This window comes from Pseudoalteromonas sp. TB25 (assembly GCF_000497995.1).
Lineage (GTDB): Bacteria > Pseudomonadota > Gammaproteobacteria > Enterobacterales > Alteromonadaceae > Pseudoalteromonas > Pseudoalteromonas distincta.
The window spans coordinates 1-15077 of record NZ_AUTI01000352.1; the positions used below are offsets into that span (position 1 = coordinate 1).

Consider the following 15077-nt stretch of genomic DNA (forward strand, 5'->3'; position numbering starts at 1 on the left):
CACCGCCAGAAAATATTGCTCACTACGCTTTGCTTGACGAAAATAAACAGCGAGTAGTGGGTAGATACCTCAGCGATTTAAAATATATAACAACCCCAATTATTGTTAACGATAAAATAGTGGGTTACTTAGCAGTTTCTAAAAGAGATAGCTTGGTTGATGGCTACGAGCTTGATTTTTTACAGCAGCAAACTAACTACTTATGGTTTATTGCTTTAGCTGCGGTATTGCTAACATTAATGGTTACTTTTTTATTGTCTCGTCACCTAGTAAGCCCTGTAAAGCAAATTGCTAACGGTATGCATCGCTTAACGCAAGGTAATTACGAGACCAAACTCACGCTTGAGCGAAAAGACGAGCTAGGACAGTTGAGCGAAGATTTTAATACGCTTGCATTTACACTCGCTAAAGATGAGCAAGTACGTAAGCGTTGGCTTGCTAATATTTCTCATGAGCTTAGGACGCCAATGAGTATTTTACTCGGTGAACTTGAAGCTATGCTACTTGGTATACGAGAACCGAACGCAAAAAATATAAGTTCGGCTAACGATGAAGCCCTACATTTAAAACGCTTAATAGACGACTTGCATATGCTCAATAGCGCAGAGTTAGGAGGTATGCACTACACTATGCAACCTACTGATATGGCGTTATTATTAAATACTATTGAGCAAAAGTATCAGGTTTTGCTTGAACAACATAATATAAAAATATACCTACTAAATAGCGCTAAACACATAACTGTACAAGCAGATAAAACACGCCTTTTGCAGCTACTCGATAATATTCTAATGAACGCAGTACACTATGCACAATGTACAACTATTTCTTTAACGGCTAATAATATAAGCATTAAAGGGCAAACTTATTTAGAGCTTATAATCGAAGATAATGGCGTAGGTGTAGATCAGTCGCATTTATCGCATTTATTTGAGTATTTATACCGAGTAGATAGTTCGCGTAATCGCCAAGAAGGCGGTTCTGGCTTAGGTTTATCTATTTGCCAGCATATAGTTAAAGGTCATAAAGGTGAAATCGCTGCAGAAAAAGCCAGCTTAGGCGGCCTTGCTATTATTATTAGATTGCCAACTATTTAGCTTATAAAATAAAGTTAAGGTTACTTACAGAGATGCCTATGAGTGAACAAATACTAATTGTGGAAGATGAAGTAAAGCTAGCTAACTTAATGAGTGACTTTTTAAGCAGCCATCACTTTATTACTCATCAAATACATCACGGGAATGAAGTATTACCTTGGCTTGAAATTAACAGGCCGAGTGTAATCTTGCTAGACATAATGTTACCAGGTCAAAGTGGTATTGAACTGTGTAAAGCAATCAGGCGCTTTTCAAATGTGCCTATTATTATGGTATCGGCAAAAGTAGAAGAAATAGATAGGCTGCTTGGGCTGGAATTAGGTGCAGATGATTATATTTGTAAGCCGTTTAGTTATGCTGAGCTGGTGGCACGCGTAAAAGCTATTTTAAGGCGATTAAATAACGCAAGTGACGTTACAGAGTCAACAATGAAGCTTGACGAAAGCAGCTATAGCGTAAAATATAAATCTAACAGCATAGAATTGACGAACTTTGAATTTCAGCTATTTAAACCTTTGTTTAACAACCCAAATCGTATTTATTCGCGCGATAGCTTAATGGACACTATGTACGCCGATCAGCGTATTGTGAGCCACCGTACAATTGATAGCCATATTAAAAAGTTGCGTAAAAAACTAGATGAAGTGACACAAACTGAAAGTGTTATCCAGTCTGTTTATGGGGTTGGCTACCGGTTTGTGCATCCACAGTAAGGTGGAATGAGCTATGACGATGAGTTACTCATCGTCGTCAGCATTTTTAATTCGCTCTAAACGGTCAAACTCTTCGTATTCGGCAGCTTGGATTTCATCAAGAATAGAATCTACATCAGCAAGTTCGTCGCTGTCTTCAAATTCACCTGTAAGCGTTGAATTAGGCGTTAAATTGGCCTCTTCAAATAGTGCCCACATTTCTTTAGCGTATTGAGTTTTTAGTATGCTTGGCGCAAATTCACCATAGTATCGGCGTATGTTATTGACATCGCGTGCGAACATAGCTTGTGCACTGTTATTTGCTGAGGCGTTAACGGCTTGCGGTAAATCTATAATTACAGGGCCGTTATTATCTACAAGTACATTAAACTCAGATAAATCACCGTGTATTATACCTGCGCAAAGCATTAGCTTAATGTAATGTATCATGAGTTTATACTGCTCAATCGCTTGCTCTTCACTAAAAACGACATGTCCTAGTTGAGGGGCTACGTTACCATCTTCATCAGAGACGAGCTCCATAAGCAGCACGCCATCAATACAAAAGTAAGTATCAGGAACACGTACACCCACGCCAGCTAAACGAGATAACGCATCAACTTCGGCATTTTGCCAAATTTCTTCTTCTAATTGGCGGCCATAGCTAGAGCGTTTACCCATAGCACGCGCTTGGCGTCCACCACGTACCTTTCGGCCTTCTTGATATTGTGCCGCTTTTTTAAAACTACGTTTAACCGCATCTTTATACACTTTCGCACAGCGAATATGTTCACCACAACGCACAATAAATACATCGGCTTCTTTACCGCTCATTAGTCGGCTTATTACTTCGTCAATAAGGCCATCATCAACAAGAGGTTGTAGGCGTTTAGGTATTTTCACAGATTGCCTGCTAAGTAGGGTTGGTTATTAATCATTATTTATGAAAGTGCTCTGTATTTGTTTGTTTAATTGGCTCAAGCAGTATATCAGCTTTGAGAATTAAGGGCAGTAACACTACTGCCAGAGAGTAATTAATCGTATTATTTTATTAGCTTATATATTGATTGCAAAGCAATCAACCAGAACTTTTTTTGAATCATCAGTTTTTATTAAAAATAATTTATTACTTCCTCATTATTTGCACATTGTTTGCGTTTTTAAAGCGTAAGCTTAGTTTAATTCTTAAATACGAGGTTATTACTATGAAGCATTTTTCAACTCTTGCCACTGTGGCAATATTATCTATTGCTTTTTCAGCTAATGTAGCTGCTCGAGGCGGTGACAATCCTCCTGAAAAACCTGACTTTTCAACTATTGATACTGATGGTGATGGCGTAATCAGCTTTGAAGAGTTTAGTGCTAAAAAACCGCCGCACGGTGATGCACAAACAATTTTTGATTCTATAGATGCCGATGGTAATGGCGAAATTAGTGAACAAGAGCTTAGCGATCATAAACCACCTCGTCGTGAACGTTGAAAGGATACTAAAATGATTAATAATATTGGCAGCAGCTCTGTGAGTTTTGTGCCGCAACAAAGTAGTCAAGCTGCAAAATTAACAACAGAGCAAAGTGATTTTGTTAAAGAAACGCTTGCACAGTTTGATGCAGAAAACTTAACTAGCGACGATGCGCAAAGTATTCAAGCTGCATTTAAAGAACAAGGTATTGAACCAACAAAAGAGCTTGCTGATTTAATGGGCGAACTCGAGTTTGATGCTAAAAGCATTGGTGATGCAGGAAGAGCAGAAGGTCAAAGACCGCCGCCACCGCCACAAAACTCATTAGAATCAGTCGATACAGACGAGGTAGTGAGCTACTTAGATGAGCTCTTAACTGAGTATTCAAACCAGTTGTCTGATGAAGATAAAGAATCAATCCTTGCATCAGTGCAAGAGAAGTTTGGTTTAAGTGAAGGCGATTCACTGCTAAATGTAACTGCTTAGGTGTTATTACTTAGAGTAAAGCTGACTGTTACTCGAAAGTCTTAAGTCCAAAGCCCAACGGTTAATTCTGTTGGGCTTTTTTATTGGCTTAATTTAATCGTGTTTCTATTTTGCTGGTGCCATCTTCTTCGGTAAATTTAAATACAAAATCTTTTTTACCGTCTTGGTTTATATCTACCAGAAGAATATCTTTATTATTTTTAGGCAGCGTTAGCTTTAATTTTTTGCGTTTATCATTTAGCAGTGAGTCTTGCTCTCCATAATAAATATACAGCGTTTTTTTACTGTATTTGTATACCGCATCAATATAGCTATCGCCGTTAATGTCACCTAAATAGAGAGCCGGTTCTGATTCATCGCCATTCATCCCCACTTCCATTTCTAAATCAAGTTCAATACTCGATTTATTGGCAAATGAGCCGTCGGGTTGCTGCTTATAAAGATTCATTTCTACATCTACATCAGTACTGCCACCGCCTAATGCCATAGAGGCGATAGTACCTAAGCCAATATCTAAGTCCATTTTTTGTAAATCAATTAAGCCATCATTATTAAAATCAGTTTTGAGCAATAACTCACTAGGGCCCTGTGTTTCAAATAAGGTAATGGGCGTATTAGCAAAACCTTTAGCACTCCCTAGGTACAAAGTATGTGCTATTTTTATATCTAGCGAGTCCATACCTTGTGTAGGCTTAAACTGTCTGGTTGTAAAATCTAGAAATCCGTCGTTATTAATATCAATAATTTGCTTTATTTTGCGAGTCTCGCCATTGCTTAGCTCGCCTAGCTCAATGCTAAAATCAATTGAGGTGAGCTTTTTCTCAAAGCCCTCTGAATTAGCAAGTAGTACATCTGCTCCAAAGTCATTTGAAAAAACCAGGTCGTTTAATCCGTCGTGGTTAAAATCGATAACCACAGGTTTATTGTTAATATTAACTTCTAAAGAAAGCCCTTTTCCTGAAAAGCGGCCTTCATATTTAGGTATTTGCTTAAATTGGTTAGGCTTAAAGCTGCCATCTTTATTTTGAATGTATAAAGTACTGCTTGCTAACCCAGGAATGAAAATATCGCTTAGACCATCGTTGTTAGCATCGAAAACAAAGTCTACTTTTTCAAATTTATCTATTTTTAATTGATTAAGAACCGACTCATAATTAAACAACAATGTTGGTTTACCTGCTTGGGCTTTATATACGCCATCACTTGTTAGTACGAGTGCTTGTTTATCGGTGATGTTAGCAAGTGTTGCCACATCAAACCCGATGGCGTTTTTTGGTAAAGCAAGTTCACTACTAAGTGATGTAAGTAAATTGATGGCTTCTAATTGTTTTAATTCTTTATTATATGCAAATAAAATCTCTGAATCGGTTGATACTAATTCATCCGTTGTTTTTATTGCCATTGTTTGAGCTATAACGCTTATGGGGGTAAGTAAAGTGATGAGTGAATAGCAAAGTGGTTTTATCATGCAAATTCCTTTTTTATATTTAGTTGTATCGTTAAAATTTTTATTATTTAAGCAGCGTCAGCGCATAATTTTACGTACTATCCAGCGCTGGGGCTTTTTCGTTTAAACGTAATATACATATGTAAGTTGGATTATATTTAGCCTACGCTAATTATTATGTACTGGGTGTAAGCAATTGTAAGATTATGTTTTAGGAAGGGGCTGTTGACCTTTAAGGATTGAAATTTGTTCAATCTAAGGACGATTTAATCGCGGCGCGAGGTTTGTAACCTAGTAACAAAGAGTCTATCTCCCTAGGCAGAACCTTTGGGCAGCGCATGTTTGGCATTAATACTACGTTATCAACTATGTATGGTTAATAACCACACTTCATAGGCTCTGCCTTGCTTAAATACCAGACAGTCTACTGCAAATTCAACCTCAAAAAATAAACAGGCCCTAATAAGAAAGGTAGCGCATAACTCATATGGTAGCTAAGCGCTTTTAGAGGTGTTTGCTATTAACTACATTGCTTATTTTGCTCATTTAAATAAGCATCTACAAAACCTACTTCCATCGGTTTTGAAAAGTAATAACCTTGTAGGTGAGATACACCAATTTTAGTGAGTGTGTTTGCTTGCTCAATAGTTTCAACGCCTTCTGCAACAACAGTAAAATCTAAAGTAGAGGCCATTTGTACAATTGCATGAATAATACTTAACCCTCTTTTATCCATATTTTGAATAAAGCTTCTGTCTATTTTTACTATATCTACACCAATATCAAGCATGCTTGATAGTGATGAGTAGCCTGTACCAAAATCATCAATTGAAATACAAAAGCCTTGTTTTTGTAGTGCTTTAACGGCTGTCAAAAATGTGAGTTTATCCTCGGCAAATACTGACTCAGTAATTTCTATGTGTAGGTTTTTAGGTTCTACCTGGTGGCGATTTACTATTTTTAATACCTTAGATACAAAATCAGGATCTTGTAGCTGAATAACCGATACGTTTACGCTTATAGCAATTTGTGGTTGTAAGTGACTTAATTTTGTTGCTTGTATACATGCCTGTTCTATTACCCAAATACCTAACTCGGTTATTAAACCGTATTGCTCGGCAATAGCTATAAATTCATCAGGGAAAATATTTTCACCATCTAGTTGCCAGCGTAATAATGATTCAAAAGAGGTTACTTTTGAGGTTTTGCTATCAACAATTGGTTGAAATACTAGCCTTAAACTATTTTCTTCTATGGCACTGGCTAGGCGTTGACTCAAAAGATACTCTCTTTCTTGTATTAATTTGAGTGAATCGTTATAAATATTCATATTGCCTTTCGCGATGCGTTTTTGGTGATACATTGCAGTATCAGCAGAGCGAATTAAAGTATTAAAATCACTCCCGTGCTCAGGATACATGGCAATACCAATAGTTGCAGATACCCATTTTTGATATTTATATGTTTCATGCTCGGCACCAATGCTTTGAAGTACTTTATCTGCAAACTCGATAAGCTCAGCTTGTTTTTGATACGTTGCTAAAATTAAAAACTCATCCCCGCCCCATCGGCATTTAAAAAGCTGTTGATTGCATACATTACTAATTCTTCGTGCTATTTCTTTTAATACTTTATCGCCTACTTTATGACCCAACGAATCATTTATTTGTTTAAATCCATCTAAATCTACGAATAATAAAGCAAAGGGTTCTTGAGGGTTGTCTGCTAGTTGTCTGTTTGCATTTTTTAAAAATGCGGTTCGGTTTAATAGATTTGTAAGTGGATCGGTATTAGACAGGTGGTAAATTTCTTCAGTGCGTTGCTCTACCTTGTTTTCCATTTCATTAAGCAGCTCTCTGTTTTGGTTTTTGAGCTTGATTGCGCTGTGTGTAAATGTGGCTGATTTGTACGATGAAGCCACCATAATAGCAGTAAATGCTAGGCCTAAAATACCGAGGACAGAGTTGTAGTTTTCGTTAGAAAAGGTTAATAAAAAAGAGTAGGGCGCCAATAAAATAATGCTATAGAGTACAGCGGTTACTCGGCTTCCTGAAAGCAGATTTGCAGAGCCTCCTGCGAAGGCAGATAAAATAGCAATCGTGGTCGTCGTCTCTATTGCTGATGAGGTGCTATGAAACCAAAGTGCATACCCACACCACGATAGCGCAGTTAAAATACACCCGGTTGAAAATCTTTTTGAGTATGTGTCAGCATTAAATAACGGGCTATCCTTTTTGGTTTTATAAAACCACATTACATCAATAGCGCGAGCTGCTAATAAGACAACCATAATGCTTAGCCAGATACTTTTTTCGTAGGATATTTTCTGGTTATTTAAATCAAAAGCAAACACTAATATAAAACTGACTACAATCGAAATGGCAATGCCAGAGATGGCATTAGAGTATAAAATTTTAACGGTTTCTCTGCGTTCTTCACTATTTAGATTTTTATATGGCACTAAGTAAAACCTTATACAAAAGTCACTCCAACTAGCGATGGAGAAACGTTCAAGAAATACAGCAAATATTTCAGATGAACAAAAGCGTATTAAACATCGATTAGTTAGGCTCTAATCCTGAGTATAAGAATAAATATAGTTTATGAAAGCAAAAAAAAAAGCTAGCACAGTAAAAAGGCTCATAATAAATAATCATTATGAGCCTTAAAATTATTAAGCAGGTTAAAGTGTTAACGACTTTACTTGCTGTTTAGTAGATTTAACCTTCGAAATCACTATCGTTATGGCGCTCTGCCATTTGATCTTCTTCAGGGCCCCATGTGCGATTTACGCGGCGGCCGCGCTTTACAGCAGGGCGATCAGCAACTTGTTTTGCCCAACGAACAACATGAGTGTATGAGGCAACATCTAAAAATTCAGCTGCATCATATAAGTCGCCTAAAACAAGCGAGCCATACCAAGGCCAAATTGCAATATCGGCAATTGAGTATTCATCACCCGCCATGTATTCATTTTCGCTTAAATGACGATTTAACACGTCAAGTTGGCGTTTAGTTTCCATGGTAAAACGATCAATAGGGTATTGCATTTTACTTGGTGCGTAACTATAAAAGTGACCAAACCCACCACCTAAGTATGGCGCTGATCCCATTTGCCAAAATAGCCAGTTACGACACTGCGTTTTAGCTTTTAAATCCTTAGGGATGAGTACATCAAATTTTTCAGCCAAATATTGTAAAATAGAACCCGATTCAAAAACGCGAGTAGGTGGGGTAGTTGAATGATCCATTAGCGCTGGGATTTTTGAGTTTGGATTAATATCAACAAAGTCAGATCCAAACTGATCGCCATCACCTATGTTTATTAAATATGCGTCATAGTCTGCATCGGTGCAACCAAGCTGTAAAAGCTCTTCAAACATGATTGTAGCTTTTTGGCCATTTGGCGTAGCAAGAGAATAAAGCTGAAATGCGTGCTCGCCAATAGGTAGAGTTTTGTCATGAGTCGCGCCTGCAATTGGGCGGTTAATGCTGGCAAATTTACCGCCACTTTCACTTTCCCACGTCCATACTTTTGGTGGCGTGTATTCGTTTTGATCACTCATAAATAACCTCAATGTTAAATGGAAATGTTTAATACTTACTCATAAATGTGGCCATAAAAAATTAATTAAAGGCCCTAAATATTTAATTTACCGACCTTTTAATTTATCGGCTTTTGCTAATCTATAACCTAAAAACAACCCGCTTAGCGCTCCAAATAAATGGCTTTCAAACGATACATGATAGCGCTGAGGTAAAACACCCCATATAAAACCGCTATAAAGTATAGCCACTACAACTGCAATTATAATTGATTTTAATGAGCGTCTTACTAAGCCGTAGCATAGAATAAAGCCCCATAAACCATATATAACACCGCTTAAACCAACATGTATGTTACTGCGCCCAAATGCCCAAACTAAGAGCCCACCGACTAGAGCGGTAAAAATAAATACGTTATAAAAACGTTTTACGCTGTACTGGCAAATTAGCCAACTTAATACTACAAATGGGATCATATTACTGGCAAAGTGCCACCAGCTACCATGTAAAAAAGGTGCGCATAGTATGCCAATTAATCCTTGGATACTGCGTGGATATATGCCTAAACCATTAAGATTTATGCCAGGTAGACTATTGATCACTTGTAGTACGAAGCAAATAACAACAATACTAAATATTGCGAAACGGGTACTAGTTAGTAATGACAGTGTGGTTGGCTTGGTTGCCATATAATCGCCCTAATTGACTTTAAGAGTTGCCAGTATAGGAATTGTATTTGCTAATGAAAAGCAATTAAAAAAGCACAGCATAAAATGCTGTGCTTAATTTTAATTATTACTCACTATTAACCTAATTTAGTTAATAGTTTTTTTGCAGCTAGTTCAGAGCTTGCTGGGTTTTGGCCGGTAATTACTAAACCGTCTTCTAGTGCTAATACACCCCAGTCGTCAGTTTTTTGATAATCGCCACCTTTTTTAATTAGCTCGTCTTCAACTAAAAATGGCACGATATCGGTAAGTTGCACTGCAGCTTCTTCAGAGTTAGTAAAACCAGTTACTTTTTTACCCGCTACTAGTGCATTGCCATCGGCATCTTTAACATTTAAAAATGCAGCACTTGCATGACATACCGCAGCAACAGGTTTTTGCTCTTTTACAAAGCTTTCGATAAGAGAGATTGAATCTGTGTTGTCAACCAAGTCCCATAATGGGCCGTGGCCGCCTGGGTAAAATACAGCGTCAAAATCGCTAGATTTTACTTCACTCAACACTTTAGTGTTTGCCATTAATGTTTGCGCCGCGCTATCGGCGTCGTAACGTTTTGTTGCATCTGTTTGAAAATCGGCAAGTGTACTTGTCGGATCAATGGGTGGTTGGCCGCCAGCTGGAGACGCTAATGTTACTTCAACGCCTGCATCAACAAATGCGTAATAAGGGGCTGCAAATTCTTCTACCCAAAAACCTGTTTTTTCGCCAGTGTTACCAAGTTCTGCGTGAGATGTAAGAACCATAAGTACTTTTTTAGACATTGAATATATTCCTTCTGATGATTTGAATTAGTTTATCTTGCTTACCAATTACTATATGCACTAACACTGCTTTAAACAACGATGATAAATTTAACTTTATTGGTTTAATAATTGATACAATAAAAAGGTTGAATTTAAAATACACTACGGAGCATTTATGAAAGTGTCGTTTGAGCAGTTAAAGAGCATGGTTGTATTTGCACAAATTGTAGAGCAGGGCAGCTTAACCGCTGCTGCCAAACAGCTAGGGCTTACGCGAGCAGTTGCAAGTTATCATTTAAAAAAATTAGAAACGCAGCTTGAAGTTACTTTACTAAATCGCTCAACCCGTACCATGGCGCTCACTGAAGCAGGCATTGCTTATTATGAGCGTTGTAGAATAATTACCGAACAAGCTAATGCGGCTAATCAGCAAATAGAAAATATAAAGAGCGAGCCACAAGGTTTACTTAAAATTAGTTGCCCAGTAAATGTGGGAATGCAGTTAATTGTGCCTGCAATAAATACGTTTAAGCGCCAATACCCTAAAATTCAAATAGACTTACAGCTTACTGACGATGTGGTTGATATTATTAAAAATGGGTTTGATTTTGCAATTAGGGGCGTGGCACTGAGTGACTCCAACTTGCAGGCAACCAAGCTGACTACAATGAGCACTTGTATTTGTGGCGCGCCGGAATACTTTGCACATTTTGGTAAACCTAAAACGCCTTTAGAGCTAGCAGAGCACCAATGGGTCGTTTATCAATTGGGCAGTAAAACATTAACACTTCAAAAAGATGGCAAAAAACACGATATTACAATGCAAGGCGCCTTAAGCACCAATAATGCCGCTGCTCGTACTGCTTTTGTTGAAGCAGGGCATGGCATTGGGCGTATTCCGCTTTACGATGCGTGGCCAAAAGTGCAAGCTGGACTGCTTGAAATAATATTAGATGATTATAAAAGCAAAGATATTGAGCTTTACGGGGTATTTCCGCCAGGGGCTGCGGGCTCTAAAAAGCTACGATTGTTTATTGATTACTTAAAAGCATACTTTGTAAAACAGCATACCGCTTTAGGTATGCTGAAAAGTACTTAATGAGTAGTTTTTACAGCATTTATAAAGTTCGGCTAAATAATGCCACCGCTTGTTGATACATATTTATCGCAAGGGCTGCATCGTATCGCTCACCTTCATCACGCATAAAGGCATGCTGTGCGTTAACTTCCTGCCACTGGTAATTGATGCCTGTGCTTACGCATTGCTGGTATATTTTAGCGCGGCCTTCTTTTGGCACATGCGGGTCTTGTTTGCCCCATATAAAGTGAATTTCGCCTTGTATATCAGCCATACGCTCGAATGAGTTATTTCCAGGTTGCGCAGGTAATGTATTGCTGTGAATATCAGTTGCGTATAAACAAAAAGCCGCATTAATTTCAGGATTTAGTGCCGCTCTGTAAGCTAAGTGACCGCCAATACATACGCCCATTGCGCCGACGGAGCCTGTGCAATAGCTTTGTAATCTAATGAAGTCGATCATAGTTTGTGTGTCACTGTCGTGGTGCTCAAGTGGCTTTGCCCACTTGTCGGCATTGCCTTTGTCTTTACCTGTATCATCATAAGCAAGCACAGTGCCTATAGGGTTTAACTCATGAAACACTTCAGGCACTAACACTACAAAGCCATGGCTTGCTAAAATAGCTGCGCTGCGTGCGATGGGGGCAGTTTGCTGAAATATTTCAGAATAAAAAATGATAGCAGGGAACTGTCCTTGCGCTTGAGGGCGATATACAGTTGTTCGCATTAAACCTGTCGGTGTTGGCAAGTCAGCATTATGTTGTTGGATTATCATAAAAAGCGCTCAGTAAAATAAAATTATATATGCTGATATGGTAACTGAGCGCGATAAAATATACGACTTTTGTCGTTGAGTATTTATACCAACCTGCATAAATCTTTGATCAATTTAACGAATTAAATTTCACTACAACGTCGTTAAAAATTTTTTATTTAGAACAACTAGATAAAAAATTTTTGCCTAGTTCTAGGGCCTATTGACCTTTCAGGATTAAAATTTGTTCAATCTAGGGGGCATTTAATCGCGGCGCGAGGTTTGTAACCTAGTGGGCTAAGTAAAAACCGAGTAACAAAGAGTAAATAGCCCCTAGGCAGAACCCTTTGGGCAGCGCCTGTTTGGCATTTATGCTACGTTATCGCCTATTTATGGGGAATAACCACACTACATAGGCTCTGCCTTGCCTAAATACCAAACAGTCTGATGCAAATTTAACCTCGAAAGATAAACAGGCCCTAGCGTAATTTTCTTAACGTTAAATAGACCCCATATATAAGCAGATTGGTATTAAATACTTGCAGGCATTTTATTACAACTGGCGTAGTAACTTACCGTGGCAGGCCAATCTGAAAAAATACCCATTACCCCCACGTCCTTTGCGAGTACGTCGACTACTGTCATCATGTCGCCATCGTTATCTATAACATCAGCAATTGATTGATAGTAATAACCTCCACCTTCATTAAGCGGGCCCGAGCGCTCAAGGCTCCATGCAATAAGCTTTAAACCAGCTGCTTTTGCGTCAATAGCGTATTGCGATGGCACAATATTACTTTCGTTATCTATTGTTAGCATCATCCAAATTGGAGGAGCTAAAATCTTCACCCCATCAGCCACTAACTCATCCATACCCGGTTGCCATGTTTGTGGGTTACTTGGATCAAATCCGGCTTCACTGTCACGTCCATCTAGGTAAACGCTTTTATCTGCAAAGTCAGGGTTATTGTTAATCCAGTATTTTACGTCTTCAAGGTTAAATGATTGCGGATAAACTTTTGAGGCTGGCACACCCATTTTCGTGTACTCGTCTAGCATTTTTTGCGCATATTGTTCTTGCGTCATTCCATCAAATGGCATACTTACTTGTGGCGATTTTAGCTCTGGTGTCATTTTTACACCTAGCTCATTAAACAGTGCAATGCTTTGTTTATGGGTCATCAATGTGCCGTTGGTGGCATATAAATCAGTGCGCCAACTTGGTGTGCCATCCATGTAATCGGCAACGGTCGTTGCATTAGTGTTTGCACCATCCATTTTACCTTCAAGGGTTAAAAACTCCGCTAAGCTTATATCGCTGGTACAACATTTAGCTGATGCGGCAATACCATTAGCAGGGTCGGCTGGTGTAAATGGCACACTGCATTTAGCTGCAAGTTCAGGAATAGCTAAAATATTAGTTGTGGTATGTAAATCGCATTGAGAGTGGCGACAAACAAGCTCTTTGTCGTTTGTAAATGTAACATCGCATTCAACAATGCCAGCGCCCATTCTCGCTGCCGCAATGTAGGCTTCTTTAGTGTGTTCGGGGTATTGCATTGATGCACCGCGATGACCAATAGAAAAATCGGTGCGGTAAAAAGGACCTTCGCTGCATGACTCTAATTTTGTTTTTAGTGTGCTTTGCGCCATATCGTTAATTAAATAGTCAGGGCGAGTCCCTAGCTGAATATTTACTCCTTCAGCAACCTCTACAACAATGGGCGTAGGTACTTCAACAATTTCCACTTCGGTGTTGGTAACAACCACTTCTTTTTCTACTATTTCTACATCATCGTCGCAGCCTGCAAGTGTGGCTAACAATATACAGCTTGTAAGTAAGGTAATACGTTTCATTGTTTATCCTTAAAAAGTAAAATTTGTACTACCTTAATGATTATTAATGACAATTTTGCTACAAGCTTATTAATTTACTTTTTTATTAAGCATTTGATTGACCAATAATGCACCTAACATTATAGCAGCCCCAATACTTAACCGAACTATATCGGCATCTCTGTTCCAGATCAGCACGTTAATTATAATCCCAGCTGGAATAAGCAAGTTATTCATAACTGCCAAAGCACCTACGTTGACAAGGGTTGCGCCTTTATTCCACATAAAGTAACCAAGTCCTGATGCAACCAACCCTAAATAAATTAGTATGCCCCACTGTGTGAAAGTGGTTGGTAATTTGTTTGAGTTACCAAATAATGCATAGCAAATTGTGGCAATAATAAGTGCGCCTATAAAAAACCATCCAAATACGGCTTTATCATCAAGCTGATTGTTATTCATTAATCGTTTGTAGGTAACTTGGCCTACAGCAAAACTTATATTCGCCCCTTGAACGATTAATAAGCCGATTATGAAATCGCTATTTAGGTTTTCGTAACGAATAGTAATTGCACCGATTACAGCAATAAGTGCGACTATAAAAAAGCGTGGGTTAAAGCGTCTGTTCAATACATCATTTAGCAGGGTAATGTACAAAGGAGTCATTACAGTAAATAGCAGCACTTCGGGAACGGTTAAAAATAAAAATGAGTGGTAGTAAAAGCTATACATAACACCAAGTTGTATAGCGCCAATCAGCATAAGCTTTAAGGCTAAAGGTTTAGGCGTTTGTTTGAGCTTTAAAAAAGGTAAAAAAATCAGTGTTGCCAGTGCTATGCGTATTAATACGCTAAACCAAGCGTCAACTTGGCCTGCTAAATACACACCAATTAAACTAAACGAAAACGCCCAAAGCAAAGTGACTGCAAATAAGTACTGCATAACCATCATCTTTTAATAAATATTGAGCTAAGTTTATCTGTTATATGTGAGGGTATAAACAATAAAAGCCCGCAAGCGGGCTTTTATAAAAGTGAGCTTAATAAATTAAGTTATTTACTCAACTAAACCACGGCGCTTAAGTAATGCGTCGGTAGTTGGTTTTTGACCTCTAAACTCAATGTAGCTTTGCATTAAGTCGCGGCTGTTACCTTTAGATAGGATTTCTTTACGGAACTTATCACCATTTTTACGTGTTAAGCCGCCG

General features: G+C 38.3%; 15 protein-coding genes. 5 read left to right on the forward strand and 10 right to left on the reverse strand.

What is annotated here, in order from left to right:
* Positions 1-1097 (forward strand): ATP-binding protein (locus tag L652_RS0114870; protein WP_024603528.1); only part of this gene is annotated, 1097 nt, incomplete at its 5' end.
* A gap of 38 nt (positions 1098-1135) precedes the next feature.
* Complete coding sequence (locus tag L652_RS0114875) at positions 1136-1810, forward strand: response regulator (RefSeq protein ID WP_024597035.1); 675 nt, start codon at positions 1136-1138, stop codon at positions 1808-1810.
* Positions 1811-1834: 24 nt separating this feature from the next.
* On the opposite strand, the gene L652_RS0114880 is transcribed toward L652_RS0114875, so the two are convergent.
* Entirely contained in the window at positions 1835-2692 is an 858-nt protein-coding gene (locus tag L652_RS0114880) for a PA4780 family RIO1-like protein kinase (RefSeq protein ID WP_002958167.1), read from the reverse strand.
* 302 nt (positions 2693-2994) lie between these two features.
* Between L652_RS0114880 and L652_RS0114885 the strand changes: the two genes are divergently transcribed.
* Entirely contained in the window at positions 2995-3270 is a 276-nt protein-coding gene (locus L652_RS0114885; protein ID WP_007581281.1) for an EF-hand domain-containing protein, read from the forward strand.
* A gap of 12 nt (positions 3271-3282) precedes the next feature.
* Complete coding sequence (locus L652_RS0114890; protein WP_024603529.1) at positions 3283-3738, forward strand: hypothetical protein; 456 nt, start codon at positions 3283-3285, stop codon at positions 3736-3738.
* Between the two features lie 88 nt (positions 3739-3826).
* Here L652_RS0114890 and L652_RS0114895 read toward each other — a convergent pair whose 3' ends face one another.
* The 5 genes from L652_RS0114895 to L652_RS0114920 all read right to left on the reverse strand — a co-directional run bounded on the left by L652_RS0114895 (position 3827) and on the right by L652_RS0114920 (position 10220).
* The gene (locus L652_RS0114895) at positions 3827-5206 is read right to left on the reverse strand and encodes a VCBS repeat-containing protein (protein WP_024597037.1); all 1380 of its coding nucleotides are present in this window, start codon (positions 5204-5206) and stop codon (positions 3827-3829) included.
* A gap of 499 nt (positions 5207-5705) precedes the next feature.
* Positions 5706-7646 carry an EAL domain-containing protein gene (locus L652_RS0114905; protein WP_024597038.1) on the reverse strand — a complete coding sequence of 647 codons (1941 nt, stop codon included), beginning with the start codon at positions 7644-7646 and terminating at the stop codon, positions 5706-5708.
* A 259-nt stretch (positions 7647-7905) separates the two neighbouring features.
* Positions 7906-8751, reverse strand: a complete 846-nt coding sequence (gene yghU, locus L652_RS0114910; protein WP_024597039.1) for a glutathione-dependent disulfide-bond oxidoreductase — start codon at positions 8749-8751, stop codon at positions 7906-7908.
* Positions 8752-8838: 87 nt separating this feature from the next.
* Complete coding sequence (locus tag L652_RS0114915; protein ID WP_010555361.1) at positions 8839-9420, reverse strand: rhomboid family intramembrane serine protease; 582 nt, start codon at positions 9418-9420, stop codon at positions 8839-8841.
* Positions 9421-9536: 116 nt separating this feature from the next.
* Positions 9537-10220: a type 1 glutamine amidotransferase domain-containing protein gene (locus L652_RS0114920; RefSeq protein ID WP_024597040.1), complete on the reverse strand. Its 684-nt coding sequence runs from the start codon at positions 10218-10220 to the stop codon at positions 9537-9539.
* A gap of 157 nt (positions 10221-10377) precedes the next feature.
* On the opposite strand from L652_RS0114920, the gene L652_RS0114925 reads away from it, so the two are divergent.
* Positions 10378-11301 carry a LysR family transcriptional regulator gene (locus tag L652_RS0114925; RefSeq protein ID WP_024597041.1) on the forward strand — a complete coding sequence of 308 codons (924 nt, stop codon included), beginning with the start codon at positions 10378-10380 and terminating at the stop codon, positions 11299-11301.
* Between the two features lie 19 nt (positions 11302-11320).
* On the opposite strand, the gene L652_RS0114930 is transcribed toward L652_RS0114925, so the two are convergent.
* The 4 genes from L652_RS0114930 to L652_RS1000000124980 form a co-directional block, all read right to left on the reverse strand.
* Positions 11321-12055: a dienelactone hydrolase family protein gene (locus L652_RS0114930; protein WP_024597042.1), complete on the reverse strand. Its 735-nt coding sequence runs from the start codon at positions 12053-12055 to the stop codon at positions 11321-11323.
* Between the two features lie 510 nt (positions 12056-12565).
* Positions 12566-13891 (reverse strand): glycerophosphodiester phosphodiesterase family protein, encoded by a 1326-nt coding sequence (locus tag L652_RS0114935; protein WP_024597043.1) that lies wholly within the window; start codon positions 13889-13891, stop codon positions 12566-12568.
* A 69-nt stretch (positions 13892-13960) separates the two neighbouring features.
* Entirely contained in the window at positions 13961-14812 is an 852-nt protein-coding gene (locus L652_RS0114940) for a carboxylate/amino acid/amine transporter (protein WP_024597044.1), read from the reverse strand.
* A 114-nt stretch (positions 14813-14926) separates the two neighbouring features.
* Positions 14927-15077 (reverse strand): M3 family metallopeptidase (locus tag L652_RS1000000124980; RefSeq protein WP_139015405.1); only part of this gene is annotated, 151 nt, incomplete at its 5' end.

Excerpts from the sequence above, each read along its gene's own strand:
- L652_RS0114915 (WP_010555361.1), bottom strand. The coding sequence starts at position 9,420 with ATGGCAACCAAGCCAACCACACTGTCATTACTAACTAGTACCCGTTTC.
- L652_RS0114895 (WP_024597037.1), bottom strand. The coding sequence starts at position 5,206 with ATGATAAAACCACTTTGCTATTCACTCATCACTTTACTTACCCCCATA.
- L652_RS0114875 (WP_024597035.1), top strand. The coding sequence starts at position 1,136 with ATGAGTGAACAAATACTAATTGTGGAAGATGAAGTAAAGCTAGCTAAC.
- L652_RS0114920 (WP_024597040.1), bottom strand. The coding sequence starts at position 10,220 with ATGTCTAAAAAAGTACTTATGGTTCTTACATCTCACGCAGAACTTGGT.
- L652_RS0114885 (WP_007581281.1), top strand. The coding sequence starts at position 2,995 with ATGAAGCATTTTTCAACTCTTGCCACTGTGGCAATATTATCTATTGCT.
- L652_RS0114890 (WP_024603529.1), top strand. The coding sequence starts at position 3,283 with ATGATTAATAATATTGGCAGCAGCTCTGTGAGTTTTGTGCCGCAACAA.
- L652_RS0114940 (WP_024597044.1), bottom strand. The coding sequence starts at position 14,812 with ATGCAGTACTTATTTGCAGTCACTTTGCTTTGGGCGTTTTCGTTTAGT.
- yghU (WP_024597039.1), bottom strand. The coding sequence starts at position 8,751 with ATGAGTGATCAAAACGAATACACGCCACCAAAAGTATGGACGTGGGAA.
- L652_RS0114925 (WP_024597041.1), top strand. The coding sequence starts at position 10,378 with ATGAAAGTGTCGTTTGAGCAGTTAAAGAGCATGGTTGTATTTGCACAA.
- L652_RS0114930 (WP_024597042.1), bottom strand. The coding sequence starts at position 12,055 with ATGATAATCCAACAACATAATGCTGACTTGCCAACACCGACAGGTTTA.
- L652_RS0114935 (WP_024597043.1), bottom strand. The coding sequence starts at position 13,891 with ATGAAACGTATTACCTTACTTACAAGCTGTATATTGTTAGCCACACTT.